Annotated in this window: 24 protein-coding genes; 14 read left to right on the forward strand and 10 right to left on the reverse strand. The window is 62.0% G+C overall.

The features are described 5' to 3' along the window. Positions 1-103 precede the first annotated feature (103 nt). A complete protein-coding gene (locus EK373_RS18425) occupies positions 104-1,435 on the reverse strand; it encodes an MFS transporter (protein ID WP_129645182.1) in 1,332 nt (443 codons plus the stop codon). Between the two features lie 137 nt (positions 1,436-1,572). Between EK373_RS18425 and cyoA the strand changes: the two genes are divergently transcribed. The 9 genes from cyoA (at position 1,573) to EK373_RS18470 (ending at position 11,422) form a co-directional block, all read left to right on the forward strand. Continuing rightward, a complete protein-coding gene (gene cyoA / locus EK373_RS18430) occupies positions 1,573-2,721 on the forward strand; it encodes a ubiquinol oxidase subunit II (protein WP_129645183.1) in 1,149 nt (382 codons plus the stop codon). Between the two features lie 6 nt (positions 2,722-2,727). Then, positions 2,728-4,734, forward strand: a complete 2,007-nt coding sequence (cyoB, locus tag EK373_RS18435) for a cytochrome o ubiquinol oxidase subunit I (RefSeq protein ID WP_129645924.1) — start codon at positions 2,728-2,730, stop codon at positions 4,732-4,734. A gap of 4 nt (positions 4,735-4,738) precedes the next feature. Next, on the forward strand, positions 4,739-5,371 hold the full coding sequence (gene cyoC, locus EK373_RS18440; RefSeq protein WP_129645184.1) for a cytochrome o ubiquinol oxidase subunit III: 633 nt from the start codon (positions 4,739-4,741) through the stop codon (positions 5,369-5,371). Continuing rightward, entirely contained in the window at positions 5,368-5,763 is a 396-nt protein-coding gene (gene cyoD / locus EK373_RS18445) for a cytochrome o ubiquinol oxidase subunit IV (protein WP_129645185.1), read from the forward strand. The genes cyoC and cyoD overlap by 4 nt, the downstream gene beginning before the upstream one ends. 56 nt (positions 5,764-5,819) lie before the next feature. Then, entirely contained in the window at positions 5,820-6,524 is a 705-nt protein-coding gene (locus EK373_RS18450) for an SURF1 family protein (protein ID WP_232831146.1), read from the forward strand. After that, a complete protein-coding gene (locus EK373_RS18455) occupies positions 6,521-7,837 on the forward strand; it encodes an ATP-binding protein (RefSeq protein ID WP_232831147.1) in 1,317 nt (438 codons plus the stop codon). Before EK373_RS18450 ends, EK373_RS18455 begins: the two co-directional genes overlap by 4 nt. Next, a complete protein-coding gene (locus tag EK373_RS18460; RefSeq protein WP_129645187.1) occupies positions 7,830-8,372 on the forward strand; it encodes a response regulator transcription factor in 543 nt (180 codons plus the stop codon). The genes EK373_RS18455 and EK373_RS18460 overlap by 8 nt, the downstream gene beginning before the upstream one ends. 45 nt (positions 8,373-8,417) lie before the next feature. Next, positions 8,418-10,094 carry a dipeptidyl-peptidase 3 family protein gene (locus EK373_RS18465; protein ID WP_129645188.1) on the forward strand — a complete coding sequence of 559 codons (1,677 nt, stop codon included), beginning with the start codon at positions 8,418-8,420 and terminating at the stop codon, positions 10,092-10,094. Between the two features lie 308 nt (positions 10,095-10,402). Next, entirely contained in the window at positions 10,403-11,422 is a 1,020-nt protein-coding gene (locus tag EK373_RS18470; protein WP_129645189.1) for a transposase, read from the forward strand. Positions 11,423-11,658: 236 nt separating this feature from the next. Here EK373_RS18470 and EK373_RS18475 read toward each other — a convergent pair whose 3' ends face one another. The 4 genes from EK373_RS18475 to EK373_RS18490 all read right to left on the reverse strand — a co-directional run bounded on the left by EK373_RS18475 (position 11,659) and on the right by EK373_RS18490 (position 15,273). After that, positions 11,659-12,912: a cytochrome b gene (locus tag EK373_RS18475; protein WP_129645190.1), complete on the reverse strand. Its 1,254-nt coding sequence runs from the start codon at positions 12,910-12,912 to the stop codon at positions 11,659-11,661. A 15-nt stretch (positions 12,913-12,927) separates the two neighbouring features. Then, entirely contained in the window at positions 12,928-13,566 is a 639-nt protein-coding gene (locus EK373_RS18480; protein WP_129645191.1) for a glutathione S-transferase family protein, read from the reverse strand. Between the two features lie 8 nt (positions 13,567-13,574). Continuing rightward, positions 13,575-14,330 (reverse strand): SDR family oxidoreductase, encoded by a 756-nt coding sequence (locus EK373_RS18485; protein ID WP_129645192.1) that lies wholly within the window; start codon positions 14,328-14,330, stop codon positions 13,575-13,577. A 178-nt stretch (positions 14,331-14,508) separates the two neighbouring features. After that, complete coding sequence (locus EK373_RS18490) at positions 14,509-15,273, reverse strand: SDR family oxidoreductase (RefSeq protein WP_129645193.1); 765 nt, start codon at positions 15,271-15,273, stop codon at positions 14,509-14,511. Positions 15,274-15,517: 244 nt separating this feature from the next. Between EK373_RS18490 and EK373_RS18495 the strand changes: the two genes are divergently transcribed. The 3 genes from EK373_RS18495 to EK373_RS18505 are packed head-to-tail and all read left to right on the forward strand — an operon-like array spanning position 15,518 to position 17,844. Beyond that, positions 15,518-16,495, forward strand: coding sequence for an alpha/beta fold hydrolase (locus tag EK373_RS18495; protein ID WP_129645194.1), 978 nt, complete (start codon positions 15,518-15,520; stop codon positions 16,493-16,495). A 15-nt stretch (positions 16,496-16,510) separates the two neighbouring features. Then, positions 16,511-17,095, forward strand: a complete 585-nt coding sequence (locus EK373_RS18500) for a helix-turn-helix domain-containing protein (protein WP_198683420.1) — start codon at positions 16,511-16,513, stop codon at positions 17,093-17,095. Next, positions 17,092-17,844, forward strand: coding sequence for an SDR family NAD(P)-dependent oxidoreductase (locus tag EK373_RS18505; RefSeq protein ID WP_129645195.1), 753 nt, complete (start codon positions 17,092-17,094; stop codon positions 17,842-17,844). The genes EK373_RS18500 and EK373_RS18505 overlap by 4 nt, the downstream gene beginning before the upstream one ends. Before the next feature lie 44 nt (positions 17,845-17,888). Here the strand turns inward: EK373_RS18505 and EK373_RS18510 are convergent, their stop codons facing one another. Both EK373_RS18510 and EK373_RS18515 read right to left on the reverse strand, forming a co-directional pair. Continuing rightward, positions 17,889-18,302 (reverse strand): cupin domain-containing protein, encoded by a 414-nt coding sequence (locus EK373_RS18510; protein ID WP_129645196.1) that lies wholly within the window; start codon positions 18,300-18,302, stop codon positions 17,889-17,891. 25 nt (positions 18,303-18,327) lie between these two features. Further along, entirely contained in the window at positions 18,328-18,675 is a 348-nt protein-coding gene (locus tag EK373_RS18515; protein WP_129645197.1) for a hypothetical protein, read from the reverse strand. A gap of 190 nt (positions 18,676-18,865) precedes the next feature. Here EK373_RS18515 and EK373_RS18520 point away from each other — a divergent pair, with 190 nt between their 5' ends. Next, entirely contained in the window at positions 18,866-19,537 is a 672-nt protein-coding gene (locus EK373_RS18520; RefSeq protein WP_129645198.1) for an HD domain-containing protein, read from the forward strand. A gap of 525 nt (positions 19,538-20,062) precedes the next feature. On the opposite strand, the gene EK373_RS18525 is transcribed toward EK373_RS18520, so the two are convergent. Then, the gene (locus EK373_RS18525) at positions 20,063-20,911 is read right to left on the reverse strand and encodes a hypothetical protein (RefSeq protein ID WP_129645199.1); all 849 of its coding nucleotides are present in this window, start codon (positions 20,909-20,911) and stop codon (positions 20,063-20,065) included. A gap of 9 nt (positions 20,912-20,920) precedes the next feature. Continuing rightward, complete coding sequence (locus EK373_RS18530; protein ID WP_129645200.1) at positions 20,921-21,103, reverse strand: hypothetical protein; 183 nt, start codon at positions 21,101-21,103, stop codon at positions 20,921-20,923. A gap of 277 nt (positions 21,104-21,380) precedes the next feature. Between EK373_RS18530 and EK373_RS18535 the strand changes: the two genes are divergently transcribed. Continuing rightward, entirely contained in the window at positions 21,381-21,722 is a 342-nt protein-coding gene (locus EK373_RS18535) for a nuclear transport factor 2 family protein (RefSeq protein WP_407676204.1), read from the forward strand. On the opposite strand, the gene EK373_RS18540 is transcribed toward EK373_RS18535, so the two are convergent. Continuing rightward, positions 21,719-22,882, reverse strand: coding sequence for an epoxide hydrolase family protein (locus EK373_RS18540; RefSeq protein ID WP_129645202.1), 1,164 nt, complete (start codon positions 22,880-22,882; stop codon positions 21,719-21,721). The two genes, EK373_RS18535 and EK373_RS18540, sit on opposite strands and share 4 nt — an antisense overlap. Between the last annotated feature and the right edge of the window lie 22 nt (positions 22,883-22,904).

The raw sequence follows: 22,904 nt of genomic DNA on the forward strand, positions 1-22,904 counted from the left end.
ATCACCTGTGGTACCGTGCGCCGAAGCACCTCTCGGACTTCGATCAGATCAAAGCCCGCGCCAGCAGCACGCCGCAAGCGACGCCTGCGGACGCTTCTTCGGACTAACGATCCTGCACCATCTGCCGGTTGATGAACAACGCCACGAGCGTGCCGACTGCGCCGGACAACAGATAGGCGCCCGAGAAGCCCAGGCCGAAGCTGCTCGAGAGCTGCAACGCGACCCACGGTGCGAAGCCGGCGCCGAACAACCACGCGAGATCCGAAGTGATGGCGGAGCTGGTGTAGCGGTAGTTCATCTGGAAGTTCGACGCCACGGCGCCCGATGCCTGGCCGAAGGAGAGTCCGAGCAGCAGGAAGCCGGAGATCATGAACACGAGCTCGCCGAGTTCGCCGGCCGCCAGTAATTGAGGAGCGAAGCCGCTGAACGCCGCGATCGCTGCGGCCGTGACGGCGAGCAGCGTGCGTCGACCGACGCGATCGGCCAGCCAGCCGGACGCAATGATGGCCGCGACACCGAACGCCGCGCCGATGGATTCGATCACGAGGAAGCGGGCCGGGCCTTCCTGCGTATACAGGAACACCCACGACAGCGGGAACACGGTCACCATGTGAAACAAGGCGAAGCTGGCGAGCGGCGCGAACGCGCCGATCACGATGTTTCGTCTTTCCTGGCGCAATGTTTCCAGGATCGGCTGCGGTTGCAGCTCCCGCGTCTCGAACAGCTTTGTATATTCCGGCGTGACGACGATCCGAAGGCGCGCGAACAACGCCACGACGTTGATGGCGAACGCCACGAAGAACGGATATCGCCAGCCCCAGCCGAGGAAGTCTTCGGCGGACAGGTGCGCGATGATGTAGGCGAACAACGCGCTCGCCACCATCAAGCCGAGCGGTGCGCCGAGCTGCGGAATCATCGCGTAGTAGCCGCGGCGTTTCTGGGGCGCGTTCAAAGCGAGCAGCGAAGCGAGACCGTCCCACGAGCCGCCCAGCGCCAGACCCTGGCCGATGCGTAACGCACCTAGAAAATAGGCGGACGCGACGCCGATGGATTCATAACTTGGGATGAAGGCGATGGCCACCGTCGAGGTGCCCAGCAGGAACAGCGCGATGGTGAGTTTCATGCCGCGCCCGTAGGTGCGGTCGATGGCGGTAAAAATTACTGTGCCGAACGGACGCGCGACGAACGCCAGAGCAAAGATCGCAAACGAGTACAAAGTACCCGTCAACGCATCCACGTAGGGAAAGATCAGCTTCGGAAACACCACCACCGAGGCGATGGCGTACACGAAGAAGTCGAAGAACTCCGAAGTACGGCCAATGATGACACCGATCGCGATGTCGCCCGGTCGAACTTCGCCGGCGTGCGCTTCATTGGTCCGCCGGGCATCGCGTTCCAGCGACGAGGTGGGCGCACCGGATTGCGCGGCGGTCATGACTTACTCCTACGGATCATGGCTTCATTTATAGCTTCGGACGAGCACCTGGACCATTGGGCAAAACGCCCAATGTCGCGCGCCGCCAGGAATGCCTATCCTGTGCGCCATCTATGCTGGGTTCCAGGCATACCTTGATGAAACTTCGACTGCGCTCTCTCGCAGTGCTGCCGTTGTGTGCGGCGTTGTCCGCTTGTGACATGGTCGTGCTCAATCCGGCCGGCGACGTAGCCGCTCAACAGCGCGATCTGCTGGTCACATCGACGTGGCTGATGCTGCTCATCATCGTTCCTGTGATGGCGCTCACGGTTATTTTTGCCTGGCGCTATCGGCACAACAACCGCGAGGCGCGTTACGAGCCGGACTGGCACCATTCCATGCGCCTGGAGCTGGTGATCTGGTCCATGCCGCTGCTCATCATCATTTGTCTGGGCGCGCTGACCTGGCTCGGCTCGCACCTGCTCGATCCCTATCGTCCGCTGGACCGCCTGGCGCCCGGGAAAGAAATACCCGAGGACATGCGCACCTTGCAGGTTGAAGTGGTCGCGCTCGACTGGAAGTGGCTCTTCATCTATCCGCAGTACGGCGTGGCCACCGTCAACGAGATGACAGTGCCCGTGAATCAACCACTGTCGCTGCGAATTACCGCATCGTCAGTGATGAATACGTTCTATGCGCCGCACCTGGCGGGAATGATTTACGCGATGCCCAGCATGGAGACGCGTTTGCACGGTGTCTTGAACTCAACCGGCGATTCGGAAGGATTTTCCGCCAACTACAGCGGCGCTGGCTTTTCCGGCATGAGGTTCAAGGTGCGCAGCGTGGACGACAACGAGTTTCAGCGCTGGATCGGCATGGCGCGCGCCGCCCAGCAATCGCTGACCCGCGATGCCTATCTGCAATTGGCGAAGCCGTCGGAGCGCGAGCCGGTGCGATATTTCTCCGCTGTGGACAACCAACTCTTCGACTTGATCGTCGGCATGTGCGTCGAGCCCGGCAAGATGTGTACGCATGACATGATGGCGCTCGATGAGCGGGGCGGGCTGGGCATGGCCGGCATTTACAACGTCGCCCGGCGTTCGGGCGATCAGCCGCGCGCCGTGTTTGGCGCCGATCATTCCCACGTCATCGGGATCTGTGCGGCGCCCGTTGTACGTACTTTCGAAGACGACTTGCTGCCGCAAGTCGATCGCTCGCCGCTGCGAGGTGCGGGATTGCCTCGCCCGGCGCCCAGCCGGTCCGGTTCACTGCTCGCGGACGCCCTGGATTCCTCGAGCTCGCGGTAATCGATGATGCAAGCAGAAGCGCCCGTATTGGATCCGATCTTTGGCCGCTTGAGTCTCGCGGCCCTGCCGTTGCACGAGCCGATTCTGGTTGCGACGTTTGTAGCCGTCGCGATTGGCGGCATTGCGCTGCTCGCGGGCGTGACGCGTTATCAGCTGTGGGGCTATCTGTGGCGCGAGTGGATCACCACGATCGATCACAAGCGCATCGGCATCATGTACATGATCCTCGGCATCATCATGCTGCTGCGTGGCTTTGCCGACGCAGTGATGATGAGACTGCAGCAGATGATGGCGTTCGGCGGCTCGGAGGGTTACCTCAACGCGCATCACTACGATCAGATCTTCACCGCACACGGTGTGATCATGATTTTCTTCGTCGCCATGCCATTGGTGACCGGCTTGATGAACTACATCGTGCCGTTGCAGATCGGCGCACGCGATGTGGCGTTTCCGTTCCTCAACAACTTCAGTTTCTGGATGACCACGGCGGGCGCGATTCTGGTCATGTTCTCGCTGTTCGTCGGTGAGTTCGCGCGCACCGGCTGGCTCGCCTATCCGCCGCTGTCGGGCATTCAATACAGTCCGGACGTAGGCGTCGACTATTACATATGGGCGCTGCAAATAGCAGGCGTAGGAACCTTGCTGTCCGGGGTCAACCTGCTGGCGACCATCATCAAGATGCGTGCGCCCGGCATGACCTTGATGAAGATGCCGGTGTTCACGTGGACGTCGTTGTGCACGAACGTGCTGATCGTGGCCGCGTTCCCAGTGCTGACCGCCGTGCTGGTGCTGCTGTCGCTGGATCGTTACGTGGGAACGAACTTCTTCACCAACGATTTCGGCGGCAACCCGATGATGTACGTCAACCTCATCTGGATCTGGGGCCACCCGGAGGTCTACATCCTGATCCTGCCGTTGTTCGGCGTGTATTCCGAAGTCACCTCGACCTTCTGCGGCAAGAAGCTGTTCGGCTACAGCTCCATGGTGTACGCGACGGTCGTCATCACGATCCTGTCGTACATCGTCTGGTTGCACCACTTCTTCACGATGGGGTCGGGCGCGAGCGTCAACTCGTTCTTCGGCATCACGACCATGATCATCTCGATCCCGACGGGCGCGAAGATCTTCAACTGGTTGTTCACCATGTATCGCGGCCGCATCCGCTTCGAGCTGCCCATGATGTGGACCGTCGCGTTCATGCTCACGTTCGTGATCGGCGGCATGACGGGCGTGCTGCTGGCGGTGCCGCCGGCAGACTTCGTGCTCCACAACAGCCTGTTCCTGATCGCGCACTTCCACAACGTGATCATCGGCGGCGTGCTGTTCGGCCTGTTCGCCGGCATCAACTACTGGTTCCCGAAGGCATTCGGTTTCAAGCTCGACAAGTTCTGGGGCACGGTGTCGTTCTGGTTCTGGGTGATCGGCTTCTGGGTGGCGTTCACGCCGCTGTACGTGCTCGGCCTCATGGGCGTGACGCGTCGTCTGCGTTACTTCGAGGATCCCTCGCTGCAGATCTGGTTCCAGATCGCCGCGGTGGGCGCGGGTCTGATCGCGATCGGCATTGGCGCGATGCTCGTGCAATTCTACGTCAGCTTCCGAAAGCGCAAGGAGCTGCTGGATACGACGGGCGATCCGTGGGACGGCCGCACGCTGGAATGGTCCACCTCGTCGCCGCCGCCCGCCTATAACTTTGCGTTCACGCCCATCATTCATGACGGTGACGCCTGGTGGGACATGAAACAGCGCGGCTATCAGCGACCGTTGGGCGGCTTCCGGGCGATTCTCATGCCGGCGAACACGGGCGCGGGCTTCGTGCTGGCAGTGCTGAGCACGGCGTTCGGCTTCGCCATGGTCTGGTACATGTGGTGGCTGGCGATTGCGAGCTTCATCGGCATCGTCGGTTTCACGATCTATCACACATTCAACTACAAGCGGGAATTCCACTTGCCCCTTGAATATGTAGTTCGCGCCGAAGAAGAGCGCACGCGGATGCTGGCGACGGTGCGGAGCTGATCGCATGGGACACGCACTGACCACCGAACAAGCGGCGGCTCGCACGCTGTTCTATCAAGCAGACGAGCACGATCACGAAGCCGGCGGCAGCACGCTGCTCGGTTTCTGGATCTATCTGATGAGCGACTGCCTCGTCTTCGCAGTGCTGTTCGCCACCTATGGCGTGGTGGGCGGCAACTACGCGGCGGGGCCGGGGCCGAAGGATTTGTTCGACCTGTCGCTGGTCGCCCTCAACACGACGATGCTATTGCTGTCGTCGATGACGTATGGTTTCGCCATGCTGTCCTCGTATCGGAACAAGGTGGCGGCAACGCAGGCGTGGCTGGTGGTCACCGGATTGTTCGGCGCCGCCTTCTTGGCCATCGAGCTCTACGAGTTTGCGCACATGATTCACGAGGGCGCGACGCCTCAGCGCAGCGCGTTCCTGTCTGCGTTCTTCACGCTGGTCGGCACGCACGGCTTGCACGTGACGTTTGGCATCGTTTGGCTGATTACGCTGCTGGTGCAGATCGGCAAGCACGGGCTGAACCGGGCGAACGCGCGCCGGCTCGCGTGCCTGAGCCTGTTCTGGCACTTCCTGGACGTGATCTGGATCGGCGTGTTCACGTTCGTTTATCTAATGGGCATGTTGCGATGAGCACTCACGCACAAGGTCACGAAGGCGGCACGCACGGTCACGAGGAAGGCCTGATTCACGGCGACGGGCCGCACGGCACGCTGAAGGACTATCTGACCGGCTTCATCCTGTCGGTCATTCTCACGGCGATTCCGTTCTGGCTGGTGATGGGCGATGTGTCCTGGAGCAACCAGACCATTGCGTTCGTCATCGTGGCGTTCGCGGCCGTGCAGATGGTCGTGCACATGGTCTACTTCCTGCACATGACGCCCAAGAGCGAGGACGGCTGGACGCTGACCTCGCTGGTCTTTACGCTGATCCTCGTCGTCATCACGCTCGCCGGTTCCCTATGGGTGATGTATCACATGGACAGCAACATGATGCCCAGGCACGAGGCCAGTCAGCCGCTCTGAGCGGTCGACCTCGTTCGGCGCGTCCGCCGCTGCCGCCGTTCCAGCTGGCGGTCGTCTTGATCGCCGCGCTGGCGGGCATCGGCGTTTTGGTCAGCTTGGGCGTATGGCAGGTCCATCGGCTGGCCTGGAAGCGAGATCTGATCGAGCGCGTCGACCAGCGGGTCCATGCGCCGCCGGTCGCGGCGCCCGGTCGCGAGCAGTGGCCCAGCGTCGATCGAGCCAACAGCGAATATCTGCGCGTGGCTGTCCAAGGCCACTTCCAGAACGATAAGGAAACGCTGGTCCAGGCGGTCACCGAACGCGGCGGTGGGTTCTGGGTGCTGACGCCGTTCGTCACCGATGCGGGCTACACGGTCCTGATCAATCGCGGCTTCGTGCCGCCGCCGAAACGGGATCCCGCGGCTCGATCCGAAGGTCAGATCGAAGGCACAACCTCCGTAACGGGGCTGCTGCGTTTGAGCGAGCCTGGAGGAGGGTACCTGCGGACCAATGAGCCGGCGAACGATCGCTGGTTCTCGCGGGACGTGGCGGCAATCGCGGCCGCTCGAGGGCTGAGCGCCGTAGCCCCGTATTTCATCGATGCCGAGGCGCTCGAGCCTGAAATTGCCGGTGCGCCCGTCGGCGGCCTCACCGTGATCGCATTTTCCAACAATCACCTGCAGTATGCGCTCACCTGGTTCGGGCTGGCGTTGATGTTGATCGCCGGCGCGGGCCTGGTGATCCGCCATGAGTGGCGCTTGCGTAGGCCGCAGACAACGTGAATTCCATTGCCCTGACCGAGCCGACGGCTCCGTCGCACATCGATACCGCGAACCGCAAGAATCTGGCGCTGCTGATCCAGTTGCGCTGGATGGCGGTGCTGGGGCAGGTCGTGACGATGGCCATCGTCCACTTCGGCCTGCAGATTCCCTTGCCGCTGGCGCCGATGGCCATGGTGCTCGGCGCGTTGTTGGCGCTCAATGCGCTCAGCCATCTATGGCTGCGCCAGCATCTGCACATCAGTAGCCAGGCATTGTTCTCGGCGCTGCTGCTCGATGTCGCCGCGCTCACCGTGCAGTTGTATTTCAGTGGGGGCGCCACCAATCCATTCACGGCGCTTTATCTGTTGCAGATCGCGCTGGCGGCGGTGTTGCTGCCGGGGCGGGGAGCGTGGCTCATCGTCGTCGTGACGTGCGCGGCGTTCGTGGGATTGATTGGCATCAACGTGCCCCTGGCGGTGCGGCCGCCGACCAGCCTGCTGAGACTGCACATCCTGGGGCTGTTTGTTTGCTTCGTGCTGGGCGCGGTGCTGCTAGTGGTCTTTATAAGTCGCATGTCGCGCAACCTGCAGGAGCGAGACACCTACCTGGTCGAGCTGAAGCGGCGCGCGGCGGAGGAAGATCACATCGTGCGGCTCGGCTTGCTGGCATCAGGCGCCGCCCATGAGTTGGGAACGCCGCTGGCGTCGGTATCCGTGATCCTGGGCGACTGGCGACGCATGCCGGAGATTTCTCAACATCCGGAGATGCTGCAGGAACTCTTGGAAATGCAGGCCGCGATCCGTCGATGCAAGAGCATCCTCAGTGGCATCCTGATGTCGGCCGGCGAAGCGCGCGGCGAGGCGCCGGTAGTGACGTCGCTTCATCGCTTCCTCGACGAGATCGCGCGCGATTGGTCCGACGGCCGGCCGAGCGGAACGCTGCAGTATCATGCCGGCAGCGGTGCGCTGGGCGAGGACGTGAAGATCGTGGCGGATCCTGCGCTCAAGCAGGTCGTCACCAATCTCCTCGACAATGCCTTCGAGGTATCGCCGGGCTGGATCCGATTGAACGCCGAGCGTCGCGGTGACATGCTGAGAATGGAAGTGCTCGATCTCGGGCCCGGCTTCACGCCCGAGATGCTGGAGAACTTCGGCAAGCCCTATAACTCGACCAAGGGCCGGCGCGGTGGCGGGCTGGGGTTGTTCCTGGTCGTCAACGTCATTCGCAAGCTCGGCGGCAGCGTCTCGGCGCACAATCGTCAGCCGGGCGGCGCCACCGTGACGGTCGAGCTGCCGCTTGCGGCCTTGGAATATCGAGAGAAAGATCGTGGCTGAGCATGAAATCGCAAAACTGTTGCTCATCGTCGAGGACGACGAGTCGCTGGCGCGCACGCTGAAGCGCTCGTTCGAGCGGCGCGAGTATCGCGTGCTGACGGCCTCGAGCCATGACGAAGTCGTCGAGTTGCTGAAGACGGAATCGCCGGGCTTCGCGGTCGTCGATCTCAAGTTGAATGGTGCGTCGGGCCTGGCGTGCGTGCAGACCCTGCACGCGCACGATGAAGAAATGAACATCGTCGTGCTCACCGGCTTTGCGAGCATTGCGACCGCGGTGGAGGCGATCAAACTCGGCGCTCGCCACTATCTCGCCAAGCCGTCGAACACGGACGATATCGAAAAGGCTTTCGGCAAGACCGAGGGCGATACCGACGTGGAGCTGGGCACGCGGCCCTCGACCATCAAAACACTCGAGTGGGAGCGCATCCAACAAACGCTCGCCGACGCCGACTTCAACATTTCCGAAGCAGCCCGGCGGCTTGGCATTCACCGCCGCACGCTGGCGCGCAAACTGCTGAAGCGGCAGGTCAAGTAGCCTTAGTCCTTGCGCCGGCAACCGGCCGCGGGCAGATTACGCGCCATGCGTAAAACCCTGCTCGCCAGTGCGGTACTGGCTGTATGCAATCTGTGGTCTGTGGCGTCGATGGCTGAGGACCTTCCCAATCCGGAACAACTTTCCTCGATGGCGGCGCGCTTTGCGCCGGTCGAGGTAAAGGTCGATCTGGCGAATCTGCCGGCGCAGGAAAAGGCGGCGCTGGCGAAGCTGGTCGAGGCATCGCGGTATGTCGATGCGTTGTTCATGCGTCAGCGATCCCCCGGTAACAACGCGCTGTTACTGCAACTGCTGTCGGACTCCAGCGCCTTGGGGCGTGCGCGGGTCGACTACTTCCTGCTCAACAAGGGGCCGTGGTCGGAGTTGGACGAGGATCGGCCTTTCCTGCCGGGCGTCCGCGCCAAGCCGCCGGGCGGGAATTTCTATCCGGCCGATGCAACGCGCGAACAGGTCGACAGTTGGATGCAAGGTCTCCCACAGGCGCAGAAGGAGGAGGCCACCGGCTTCTTTACAACCATTCGTCGTGGCGCGGATGGCAAGTTCATCTCGGTACCGTACTCGCTGGAGTATCAAGGTGAGCTGATGGAGATGGCGCGTCTGCTGCGAGAGGCGGCAGCGCTCACTCAGCAGCCGACGCTGAAAGCGTTTCTGGAGAAGCGCGCCGCGGCGTTTGTTTCCAATGATTACTACGCCAGCGATGTTGCGTGGATGGAGCTGGATGCGTCGATCGAGCCGACCATCGGGCCCTATGAGGTGTACGAAGACGAGTGGTTCAACTTCAAGGCCGCCTTCGAAGCTTTCATCAGTGTGACCGACGCCACCGAGACCGACAAGCTCAAGCGCTTCAGCGCGCAGCTGCAGGACCTGGAAGATCATCTGCCCATCGACAAGAAATTCCGTAAGCCGAAGCTCGGCGGCTATTCACCCATCCGGGTCGTGAACGTGGTGTTCTCCGCGGGTGATGCGAATCATGGCGTGCAGACCGCCGCGTTCAACCTGCCGAACGACGAGCGCGTCGTTGCAGAGAAGGGCTCCAAGCGCGTGCTGCTGAAGAACTTCCAGCAGGCCAAGTTCGACAAGGTGCTGACGCCCATCGCGGATATCGCGCTGGTGGCGCAGGATCGGCAACTGCTGTCGTTCGACGCCTTCTTCACTCACATTCTCATGCACGAGCTGATGCACGGCCTCGGCCCGCAGACCATCGAAGTGAACGGCCGTCCGAGCACGGTGCGCCAAGAGCTGAAGGAATTGAATGGTCCGTTGGAAGAGGCGAAGGCCGACGTGTCCGGTCTCTGGGCGCTCCAGTACTTGATGGACAAAGGCTTTCTCGACAAGAAGCAGGAGCGGAGCATGTATGTAACGTTCCTGGCCTCGACCTTCCGCACGCTGCGCTTTGGATTGAACGCCGCGCACGCCAAGGGCATGGCGCTGCAGGTCAACAGCCTGCTCGACGCGGGCGCGATTCGCATCGATTCGCAAGGCCGGTTCTCGCTCGATGTCCCCAAGACCAAGCGCGCCGTGACTTCACTGACGACACAGATCATGACCCTGCAGGCGCACGGCGACTACGCGGGCGTCCAGAGATTGATGGATCGCATGTCGCTCATCCGGCCCGAAGTGCAGCGGGTGCTGGACCAGTTGGACCAGGTGCCGGTGGATATTGCGCCTCGGTTCGTCAGTGCGGGTGTCCTTGCGGCGGAGTGACTTTGGACACCCATCGACACAATGATGGCGGAGTGACTTTGGACACCCATCGATAGGCGGGGCAGGGACCTTGGACACCCATCGACACAATGGGCAGGTGACGTTGGACACGAAGTGACGTTGGACACCCATAGACCGAGCGCCACGTCGCGAGTGACTTTGGACACCCATCGACACAATGACGTTGGGTGACACGAGTCTTTGGACATCCACCACCACGCTCCCTGCAACCCCGATCTCCGCATTTTTAGCGAAATTGCCCAGTTAATCGAGCTCAGCGCCCCAAAGCCCGCTGCCATGCTGCGCTCATGGGCTATCCACGTAAGTCGCTCATCTGTCTCGCTGACACGCCGTACTACCACGTCGTAGCACGCTGCGTGCGTCGTGCGTTTCTATGGGGGTACGACGCCTACGCCGGCAAGGACTACTCGCATCGCAAAGCCTGGGTGTTGCACCGACTGCGCTATCTCTCCGAGATCTTCTCGATCGACCTGTGCGCTTACGCCATCATGAGCAATCACTACCATCTGGTGCTGCGGGTGGATCGGCAGCGAATGGCACGCTGGAGTGCGATCGAGGTCGTGGCGAGGTGGACTCAGCTCTTCAGCGCGCCGCCCTTGATCGAGCGTTGGCAGGAGGGCCGCGCAAGTGCCGCGGAGCGCATGATCGCCGAAGAACTAATCGAACGCTGGCGCCTGCGGCTAATCGACATCAGCTGGTACATGCGCTGTTTGAATGAATATCTCGCGCGACGGGCGAATGCGGAAGATGAATGCACCGGCCGGTTCTGGCAAGGGCGCTTCAGCTCGCAGGCGCTACTGGATGAAGCTGGCCTGCTCACGGCCATGGCCTATGTGGATCTCAACCCAGTGCGAGCCGGCATCGCCAAAACTCCCGAGGAGTCCGAATTTACTTCGCTCTATGCACGTTTGCAGCGACACCAACATGAATTAGCCGCGCAAGTGCAGGCGAGGCCAACGCCAAGAAGCCGCGTCGGTCGCCAGGCGCCGCCATTGCTCGGCTTCAGCGATGCAGCGGATCCAGATCGCCCTAGCATTCCCATGACGTTTCTGGATTATTTGCAGTTGCTCGACTGGAGCGGACGAGAACGCCGCGCCGATAAGCACGGTGCCATTGGGCAGGCTCTGCCGCCCATTCTCGCGCGATTGCAAATTGACCCGGATGCGTGGCTGTGCACGATGCGGCCGGGTGGCCGTCTCTTTGGGCGAGCCATAGGTAGAGTCGAGAGCATGCGAGCTCATGCCAGAAGATTAGGTCAGTCGTGGATTCGTGGGTTGCAGGCGGCGCGGAAGTTACAGCAGGCGTAGTTCTCCGGCCGCGTTCGAATCACAAGTTGGGATTTACCCAATTCCTCGGCAATCCACCGATCGCAATCGATGGCGAGTTGCCGATCCTGTCGCTTCGAGCAGTGAGCAGGTGGGGGTCCACCGTAAGAGGATGTGGGTGTCCACTAGTTACTGCGCCCACCATGACTCTGCTTTCGAGCAGGCAACCGATGGGTGTCCACTATGCGTCCAGGCAACTGATGGGTGTCCACCACGTTCTATGGGTTGTATCGCACCCGATCCGGCACGGGCCGGGTGCGGTCCGCCTGCGTGTACCACGGCATCAGAATAAAGAACGCGAAATAGACAACGGCAAAGACTCGTGCAGCGTTCGTGTAACCAGGCGTTGCGGGCTGCAGACCGAGGTAGCCGAGTGCGAGAAAGCTGGCCGCAAAGGAAAACAGGAATCCTTTGAACAGCGAGCCGCGATACCGGATCGATTTCACTTTCGAGCGGTCGAGCCACGGCAGGAAGAAGAACGAAACAACCGCGAGCCCCATCAGCAGCACGCCAAATAGCTTGTTAGGCACCGCACGCAGAATCGCGTAGTAGGGCGTGAAGTACCACACCGGCGCAATGTGCTCCGGCGTCTGCAGCGGGTTGGCCGGATCGAAGTTGGCGTGCTCCAGGAAGTAACCACCAAAATCTGGCGCGAAGAACAACACTCCCGCGAACACGATCGAAAACGCGATCACGCTCACCAGATCCTTGACGGTGTAGTAGGGATGGAACCTGACTCCATCGACGGGATGGCCGTCGGGGCCCTTGAGCTTCTTGATCTCGATGCCATCGGGATTGTTCGAGCCCACCTCGTGCAGCACCAGAATGTGAGTGACGACGAGGAACACCAGCGCCAGTGGCAACGCGATGACGTGCAGCGCGAAGAAGCGGTTCAGCGTGATGTCGGAGATGTAGTAGTCGCCGCGAATCCACTCGACCAGTGACTCACCGATGCCGGGAATCGCACCGAACAGCGACACGATCACCTGCGCGCCCCAGTAGGACATGTTGCCCCAAGGCAGCAAGTAACCGAAGAATGCCTCGGCCATGAGACATAGATAGATGAGCATGCCGAAGATCCACACCAGCTCGCGCGGATCCTTGTAGGAGCTATACAGCAAGCCGCGAAACATGTGCAAGTAAATGACGATGAAGAAGGCCGACGCGCCGGTGGAGTGCATGTACCGGATCAGCCAGCCCCACTGCACGTCGCGCATGATGTATTCGACCGACGAGAACGCCTCGGCGGCCGAGGGCTTGTAATTCATCGTCAGGAAGATGCCAGTGACCAGTTGCAATATCAGCACCACGGACGCCAGGGCGCCGAAGTAGTACCAGAAGTTAAAGTTCTTCGGTGCGTAGTATTCGGTCGCGTGCTTCTCGATGATCTGAGTAAGAGGAACACGCGCATCGATCCACGCGAGGAGAGCCCGCAGACGCGAGCTCTCCTTGGGTTGCGGAGTGGCACTCATGACGAGCGTGGATCCTCAGGCCGCGAGCCGGACGTTGGTATCGACACTGCCTTCCTCGGCAACGATCGCGGCACGCACACCCGGATCGGCGAGCATCCGGGCAAAGAAGCTCGCCAGGTTGTCGAGCCCCTTGGTGTCGATGTGCAGCTTGATCGTCCAACGCAGCATCACGAACAGATACGGATCGGCGACGGAGCGTTGGTCGGCGATCCAGTCCCGGCCTTGCAGCCGTCCATTGATCCGTTCCAAGTAATCGCGAACGTTTGCCCGTGCCGTCTCCGCGACGACCTTGGACTGCGATGCATCCGGGTGATAGCGGTTCGGCGCGAAGATTGGCTTGAAGGCCGGATGTACGTCGGAGTTCAGTAGCGAGAGCCACTTCAGAACTTCGGCTCGTCCGCGAGGTGTGCCGTCGCCGAACAGTCCTGCGTTTGGATGACGCTCGGCGAGGTAGTACAGGATCGCGGCGTTCTGACTGAGCACGAAATCGCGATCGACCAGCAGGGGCACCGCACCATTCGGATTCAGCTTAAGGAACTCCGGCGACTTGGTGCCGGCGTGGTCCAGCTTGACTGTCTCGTACGGCGCGCCGAGCCACTCGAGAACGATGTGGGTGGCCAAAGAGCAGGCGCCGGGAAAGTAATAGAGCTTCATGGCTGTCCTCACTTCGCTGCTTGCGATTCTTTCAGCCAGGTTTCGAAGCGCTTCGACCCGCTGCGGGCGCCCGGACCGGTGACCAGCGACTGATCGTCGATCTCGGCGCCAAAGTAGGGCACGTGGGTGTCCCGGATGATCTCGCGCTTGTCGCCCTTCGCTCGCAGCACGCGCTCGACCAGCTCATCCATGCGGAAGCGCTCGGGGCCACCGACTTCGACGATGCCGTTGATGGGTGTCCCAAGCGTAAGTTCAGCGAGCGCTGCCACCACGTCGTCGGAGACGATCGGCTGGAACATCGCCGTCGACACGCGAACGCTCTTGCCGTCGGGGCTGGCCTCTGGGATGCGGCCGATGAACTCGAAGAACTGCGTCGAGTGCAGGATCGTGTACGGGATCGGAGAGTTCTTGATGAGCTTTTCCTGCGCGACTTTGGCGCGCATGTAGCCGCTCTTGGGCAAGCGGTCGCTGCCGACGATGGACAGCGCGAGGTGATGCCGCACGCCGGCGCGTTCTTCCGCCGCGAGAAGGTTGGTGGTGGAAGTCTCGAAGAACTTCAGCACCGCGGCGTCTTCGAAGGACGGCGAGTTCGCGACATCGACGACGACTTGGGCGCCGGCCAGTGCCGCGGGCAGACCCTCACCGGTGATGGTGTTGACGCCCGAGTCGGGCGAAGCCGCGAGCACCTCGTGTCCCTTGGCGCGCAGTGTGCTCACCAGCTTGGAACCGATCAGGCCGGTGCCACCGATGACGACGATTTTCATATCTGACTCCTACGTTGCGTTTGACTGCAAAAGCCCGCCCTCGCGTCGTCGTGTAACTGTCCGGCGCCTGGCGGCGGATTCGCGCATGAACGGGCGGAAAATGCGCCTTCCGGAACAGCCCCTCGACGAGCTGATGGCCCGTCTTCTTCGTTGCGAGGGCGGGCGATGATCGAATCCTTCAATGCACGGCGCGTGCGCCTCCAACCTGTTTCAGCCAGTCATCGAAGCGTCCCACGCCGATGATTGCGCCTTCATCCGGAGTCAGGGTGTCCTCGCTCAGCTTCGCGCCGAAATAGCGCGCTTGGGGATCCGCAATGACTGCACGCGAATCTCTCTTGGCTTGCATCACGCGAAACACGGCGTCGTCGAGCCGGAAGCACTCGGGGCCGGCGAACTCGATCATGCCGTTGCGAGGCGCCGCGGTCGCAAGATCGGCGAGCGCGGCGGCCACTTCGGCCGACTCGATCGGCTGCACCAGGGCAGGGGATACCCGCACGGCGTGCTCGTCTTTTTCCGATTGCAGCACCGTCGGCATGAATTCGAAGAACTGCGTCGAACGCAGCACGGTGTGGGGAATCAATGACCCCCGGACCAGATCTTCCTGACGCATCTTGGCGCGGAAGTAGCCGCTCTCCAGCAGCCGATCAGTGCCCACGATCGACAGTACGACGTGATGTTTGACGCGGGCGGCCTCCGCGGCAGCCACCAGATTGCGGCTCGAGGTCTCGAAGAACTTCAACACGTAGTTGTCTTCGAACGAAGGGGAATTGGTGACGTCGATGACGACGTTGCAGCCGGTCATCGCCTCGGCGAGACCTTCTCCAGTAATCGTGTTGACGCCGGTGCGAGGCGAGGCAGCCATCACGTCATGGCCGCGGTGGCGAAGGGTGTCCACCAGCTTTGCCCCGACGCGGCCGCTGCCGCCGACTACCACGATCCTCATGACTCGCTCCGCTCAATCAGTGTGGCGGCATCGTCTGCGAGAGCGGCGGCCGATTCTTGATTGCGTCCGGGGCGACTTGGACGAGAGCGGCGCACTGCCGCTTAGCGCTGTTTAACACCACTGAACTTGGGCTGCGTGCGGCGCGGTGGGACAGTTCACCCAGAGCTTGGAACCCACAGACCTCGGACTGACCTTGGACATCCACCCACAGACCTTGGACACCCACACCACCGGAGTAAGCCTGATGAACGCCCCCCCGTCTTCGACGAGCGCGAGTCGACGTGAAGTCCTGATCGCCAGCGTCATGGCCACCGCAACCGCCGGGTTGTCCGCGGCCGCTGTGGCGAGCGCCTCGTCCGACCAACCCACCCCTTCCTCCCCGCGCAAAGGAGCCCGAAACGTGAACCTCATTACCAGTAAAGATGGCACCCAGATCTACTACAAGGACTGGGGCCGTGGCCCGGTCGTCACCTTCTCGCACGGCTGGCCGCTCAACGCCGACGCGTGGGACGGACAGATGCAGTTCCTCGTGCAACAGGGATTTCGAGTGATAGCGCATGACCGCCGCGGCCACGGCCGCTCGGAACAGGCGTCCTCGAACAACGATATGAACGGTTACGCGGACGATCTGGCGGCCGTCATCGAAACCCTCGATCTGAAGAACATCACCATGGTCGGCCATTCGACCGGCGGCGGCGAAGTCGTGCGCTACATGGGCCGCCACGGCACGAAGCGCGTTGCCAAAGCCGTGCTGATCGGCGCGGTCCCGCCCATCATGGTCAAGTCCGCGGCGAATCCCGAGGGTCTGCCGCTCGAAGTATTCGACGGATTGCGCAAGGCCGTCTTCAACGATCGCTCGCAGTTCTACAAAGACCTGGCTGTCCAATTCTATGGTGCCAACCGCGAAGGCGCGAAGGTCTCGCAGGGCACGCTCGATCAGTTCTGGCTGTGGAGCATGCAGGTCGGCCTGAAGAACGCGTACGAGTGCATCAAGGCGTTCTCGGAGACGGACTTCACCGAGGACCTGAAGAAGATGGATGTCCAGACGTTGCTGATGCACGGCGAAGACGATCAGATCGTGCCGGTGCACGACTCGGCGAAGAAGGCCGAGAAGCTGCTCAAGACGGTCAAGGCGATCTATTACCCCGGTGCGCCTCATGGCCTCACGGCCACGCACCAGGATCAGGTGAACGCGGATCTGCTCGCGTTCCTGCGCGCATAACAGCGGAGCGAAGTCATGGACACGTTTACACCCCAACTGACATTTGCAACGACACGTGTGCCGCCCGAAGAAATGGCCAGGCAGGGAGTCTGCGTGCGGCAGTTCCGATCCGTCATGACAGAGCTGTGCACGGCTCTGCGCAGCGCACTCGACGACGAGCGCGTGACCGCCGAGGACAGCTTGCGCAGAGCCGCCGAAATCCTCGAGGGACTGGGCGGCACGGAGACGGCGCCGAAAGAGCCGGTGCGCGGCGGCTTGTCGCCGTGGCAGATCCGCAAGGTGACCAGCCACGTCGATGCGAATCTGGATCGCCCGATCAAGAACGAAGAGCTTGCGTCGCTCGTGCGGCTCAATGCTTCGCACTTCGGTCGGGCGTTCCGCAACAGCTTCGGCGAGCCGCCTCATGAGTACGTGATCCGGCGGCGAGTGGAGCGGGCTCAGGGCCTCATGTTGTCGACCGAAGCTTCGCTGAGCGACATCGCACTCGACTGCGGTCTTGCCGACCAATCTCACCTGACGAGATTGTTCCGGCGGATCGTGGGAGAGAGTCCGCGAGCGTGGCGTCGAGCCCGCTCGAATGCCCCTGGAGAGATCCAATGATGAATGTGAAAGATCTGGTCGTGGTAGTTACCGGCGGCGGTGCTGGGATCGGACTCGCCGCCGCTCGTGCGTTCGCCAGGGAACAGGCGAACGTGCTCATCACGGGGCGACGAGCTGCGAAGCTCGATGAAATTGTCAGATCGGAGCCTCGCATCGAATCGTTGACCGCGGACGTCGCGAATCCTCTGGATGCGCGACGGACGATCGAGCGTGCGATCGACTTGTGGGGGCGCGTCGATGTGCTGGTCAACAATGCCGGCGCTGGCGCGCCGTCGCCGCTCATCGAGACGACGCTCGAGCACGCGCGCGACATCTATGGCGTGAATGCGATCGGGCCGACGATGCTCGCGGCGGCGGCAGCGCCGCATCTCATCCGATCGCGCGGTTCGATCGTGAACATATCGAGCAGCCTGGCGCAGAAGGCCGTCGCGGGTTTCGGTGCTTACTGCGCGAGCAAAGCCGCGCTGGAACAGCTGACTCGCTGCTGGGCGCTGGAGCTGGCGCCTCACGGTGTGCGAGTCAATGCCATCGCATCGGGACCGGTCGAATCCGATTTTCTGCGCGATCGCATGGGCCTGTCGGAAGCCACCGTCGAAGCGGTGAAAGAGCAGGAGCGAAGTATCATTCCGGTCGGTCGACGCGGCGTGCCCGAGGACGTGGCGCGTTGGATCGTCGCACTCGCCAGCAAGGATGCGGACTGGGTGACCGGTCAGGTGTTCAACATCGACGGTGGCTTTACGTTGGTGTGATGATGGGATTCGCCGGCGACCGAGTGAGTCGCCGGCGACAGGACTTACTCGATCACGGTGAGAATCGGTGCGTTCTGCTTCTTCAACAGCACGACGATGAACTTCGCCGGCTCGGTCTGGCTCGCATTCCGCCCGACGGTGTGCACATCGTTCGGACCTTCATAGAAGGTTTGTCCCGGCTTCAGGGTGACTTCTTTGCCGCCTTTGACCTGCATGACAATGGTCCCTTCGAGCACGTAGACCAGGGCGTGCGCATCGTGTCGATGCACGGGATCGATCGAGCCCGGCGGATACTCGACGGTGATCATTTCTAATTCCTTACCTGCAAGCTCGGGCACCGGCTTGGTCAGCAGCTGTGTGACGATGGCGTGCTTCGCGTCTTCCGATGCGTACACATTGGGTGCGGCCACTGCGCAGGCAACGACGATGGCCGGGGCAAGTTTCTTCAGAACAGACATTGCAAAGTCCTCGGTTGGGGAAGGATCACTCGGAAATCCATGGATCGCGCCAGCTCAGCTCCGCGATCATTGCTTCGGCAGAGATCTCGGGCCGCTCGTAGTTCGAGCCGAGCAGTTGCAGCTGCACTTCGCAGCGGGTCAGCACGCACAGCTCGTTGGCCCACTGATGGCCTTTTGCGAACCAGACGGGCAGGGCATCGTCGCCGTCGGAAGTCGGCTCCAGCGTGATGTACACGGCGATGAGCGAGCCGCGCTCCTGCACCGCCCAGAGATGGCGAACCGAATCGTTCGCGGCGTACCACTTGGTGAGACAGTCGGTCACGGCGGCAACCTCCTGAGCGTCGATCGAGAATCGATTGATGGCGAGATCCATGATGCTTCCAGCAAGGCGCATTGATGCGCTGGTGAGTGTTCAACGAACCGCGCAGCGAAGCTTGATGAATCTGCTCTTCAGTTGAATGGAACCAGCCCGGGCAGGTCTATTCCAATATCGGCGCGGTTCTCCAAGCATTGTTGGCTGCACACGAGGAGGATCGTGGCTCTTACAGAAGTGGGAGAGCGCGATGAACTCGATCGATAAGACGTTGTATCCGACCGTGCCGACGCGTCTGCTCGCCGGCGTCATCGTGCCCGATACACCTATCGTGGCCCGCGCGATCGAGTTTGCGCGTGAGCATTGCGAGCCGTACCTGTTCAATCACTCGATGCGGTCGTGGCTGTTCTCCGCGGCGCTCGCGCAGCTGAAGAACGCTCTGCACGATCCCGAGGTTTTAGCGGTTTCGACGCTGCTCCACGATATCGGTTTGGTGCAGGAGTTCGCTGGGCCGCTGCGCTTTGAAGTGGGAGGGGCGAATGCGGCTCGTGAGTTTGCACGCACGCTCGGCATGGACGAGCGTCAGGGCCAGTTGATCTGGGATGGAGTTGCGTTGAACTCGACGCCGTCGATCGGGTTGCACAAGGAGCCCGAAGTTGCGTTGTGCACGGCTGGCATCGGGCTCGATTGGGGCGGGTTCGGCTACGAGATGTTGGCGCCCCCACTCATCGGTTCCATCATCGACGCGTATCCGAGGTTGGATATGAAGCAAGCGTTTACGCACGCGGTGTGCCGGATCGTGGAGACGAGGCCGGATACGACGTACGATAATTTCGCGCGGGACTTCGGGGAGCGGCTCGTGCCGGGATACAAGAGACCATCTGCCGTTGATTTGTTGATGGACGCGCCGTTTAAAGAGTAAGAGTCGGAGCGTCGTAGTGTGCGTTGCCGGGCCGCCGGCAGTGGCCCAACTCAGCGTCGGTGTCGGAGCGTCGGTGGTTCGCGTCGCTCCCGACGCCGCCGAGATGTTGGAGCGGAGTCAGGCGGGCGACCTGCGGTCGCCTGGCTATCGCGCGAAACTAGACGAGTCGTCTTCGCGACGACTCGCGACGGAGAGCTATGCGATCACACGGCGACAACGTCACTCAAGCGGTGACGGGCGAACGCGGTGACATCGCGACCTGCGGGAACGTCACCCGGCGGCCGCGCCGAGCGCGGCCGCAACTGCCGTTACGACAGCGCGCAACCTCAACCTCACAACCAACGGTTGCACGGTCGGAGACGAGTCACGCGCGAATGCGCCAGTGATGTTCCCGGCGACGCAGACCACCAAGGCCTCCGACAGCAACGCCGAACTAGACCGCACCCAGCGCCGCAGACCACCACGCCTCCGACAGCAACGCCGAACTAGACCGCACCGAAACGGCAGATTCCCTTGTTAGCGACGTCAGAGCCTGCCCGCCAGCCACAACGCGACGTTCCGAACGTAGTTGTGGACCGACACCATGGCAGGTGAATTCGGCAACTCATACACGGGCGTTTCGCTGACGAAGTCGGGGCTGCCGCGGTGGGGATCCCAGTTGTAGTCGGCGAAGTGGTGGAAGGTGGATTCCGCGATCGCCGGGCCTTCGGTCGCCGTTCGTTCGAACGCGACGGAGATGTTGAAACGCTGTCCACTCGCGAGACTCTGACCTGTCGCGATCACTCTCGCGTGCGGCGCCGACGCCGGCGCGACGACCGCACCTTCGTGTGGGTGAGCAGGCAGGAACGTTACTTCTCGCATAACAGGATGCGCCGGCTGTACAGCTTGCACGCGCTGAGCCGCGCCATTCGCGCCCGAATGGAAGTTCGGCCACTGAATCTGCGGCGTGCCTCTGTCGTCCGGCGGGGGAATCGTCGGGCCCGCGTTGTGCGTGTGGAAAACGTGGGCCGCACCGATCACGCCGAGATCGCAGATCGAACAGCCCAGGTCCATGTGATCCCGCGTGATCATGAGCCCGCCGCCGCGAGCGCGGAAGCGCAGGATGCCTGCGCGGTCCTCGTCGTTGAGGCCGTTGCCCACATCGACAGCGAATAGCCAAAGCTCATCGTAGTTGGAGCGATCGAGCGCGGACAGCACCGAATCCGACGCGCCGACCGGGTCTCGATCTCTCGCCGTCACCTGAAACATGGGCGCGCCGTCGGCCGTCGCCAGGGAAGCGAGATAGTCCCGCAGCATCGAGAATCGACCGATGTGCCAGTCATTCTCGGTGGGCTCGATGGTCGTTTGCAGCAGGATGTTGATGGGCTGGGTCATGAGAGGATCCTATTCCTGCGGAGCCTGCTTCCAGACGGCGCAGTAATCGTAGCAGGCGTGTAGTTGCTTGATGACGGTCAGAATCTGCTCCGCCTCGAGCACCACAGTCCCCGACGATTGTTCGATGACTGCGCGTCCCTCGGCGGTAGTGTAGACCCGGACGTCTTGCAGGCCTTCAGTATTGGCGCTCATGTCGCACCTCCCGTGATCGCTCGGCTGTGAGCCGTGATGATCTCCGATAAAGCCGCGGCCGGTCTTGGACGGGATTGACGGCTCGTCGGCGAATTGTGCTAATAGCGCGCATCTCGTCCAGGGAGCCGACATGCACTCGCACTCATCACGAATCCGCGCAGCGATTGCGATTCTCGTCTTCGCACTGACGGCAGCTTGCACTCCGCGAGACCAGCAAACCACGTCGGCCGTCGATCCGGAAGCAGAGAAACAGGCGATCCTGGCAGTCATCAACCGCATGGAGCTGGCCTGGAACCGCGGCGACTTCCGCGGTTACATGGAGGGCTTTGCCAATCCCGACGTGATCTTCGTCTCCCGTGGCGAGTTCCAGAAAGACTGGCAGGGCACGCTCGATCATTACATTCGCGATTATGGCGCGTCGGAGGAGACGCGCGGCAAGCTGCACTTCTTCGACATCAAAATCGAAATACTCGCACCCGATGCCGCCCAGCTCATCAGCCGCTATCAACTCGACCGCCCGAAGGGCGCGCAAGACGGCATCAACACCCGCCTGATGCGCAAGCGCGATGGTAAGTGGGTGATCGCGCTCAATCACGTCTCCTCGCGCGAGCTGCCCTAGCGACGCAACGGCCGGAAAAACTTTCGAATGTCCTCGGCGAGCAGCGCCGGCTGCTCCCACGCGGCGAAGTGACCCCCGCGCGGCAGGGTGGACCAATGCGCGACGTTGAATGCGCGTTCGGCCCAGCTGCGCGGTGGCATGGGCAGTTCGCGGGGAAGATGGACGATGCCACAGGGAGGTGTGATTCTTTGCCCGGCGGCGAGATGAAACGGATGCTCGCGCGATTCGCTGTAAAAGCGGATGGCGGAGTGGGTCGTGCCGGTGAGCCAGTAGAGCATGATGTCCGTGATCATCTCGTCCTTGCTGAGCGCCTCATCCGGCAGCAGTTGATTGTCGCTCCAACTGCGAAACTTCTCGACGAACCATGCCGCCAGCCCCGTGGGCGAGTCCGTGAGAGCGTAGCTCAGCGTGAGTGGCTTCGTTGCTTGTATCGCGATGTATGCGCCCTCGGTGTCCATCCATCTGGCAACTCTCGCCAGATAATCCTCCTCGGCCGGGCTCAGTGGCGGGTCGTTCGAGCCAAGCGCCGGGCGGAATCGTGTCGAGAGATAGTTGAGGTGCAGGCCCACGATCCGCTCCGGATGGCGAAGTGCGGTGGCGGCGCTGATCCACGAACCCCAATCGCCGCCTTGCACGCCGAAGCGCGGATAGTTCAAGCCGGTCATCAGCTTCGCCCACAAATCTGCCACCACAAAAACATTGGTGCCGCGGTTCGCAGGCCGGCTCGAAAAGCCATAGCCGGGGATGGAGGGCGCGATGACAGTGAACGCATCGGCGGGATCGCCGCCGTGCGCTGCCGGGTCTGTGAGCAGCGGGATGATTTTGAGCATCTCGACGACGCTGCCAGGCCAGCCGTGAGTCAGCACCAGCGGAATGGGCGAGGGGCCGTTGCCGGCTTGATGGATGAAATGAATGCGGTGCTCGTCGATCTGTGCGACGAATTGAGGAAACGAATTCAAGCGCGCCTGGTGCGCCTGCCAGTCATATTTATTCAGCCAGTAGTCGACGAAGCTCTGCATGTACGCCACGGGCGGGCCGTAGCGCCAGGGCTCGGCGGCGACTTCGTCGGGCCAGAGCGTGCGACGCAGTCGCTGTTGCAGATCGTCCAGCGCCTGGGGTGGCGCCTGAAAGCGGAAGTTCTCGATCGCGAGATCGGTCATGGGTCCTCCTGTCGTGCGCTCG

The organism is Peristeroidobacter agariperforans (assembly GCF_004138335.1).
GTDB lineage: Bacteria > Pseudomonadota > Gammaproteobacteria > Steroidobacterales > Steroidobacteraceae > Steroidobacter > Steroidobacter agariperforans.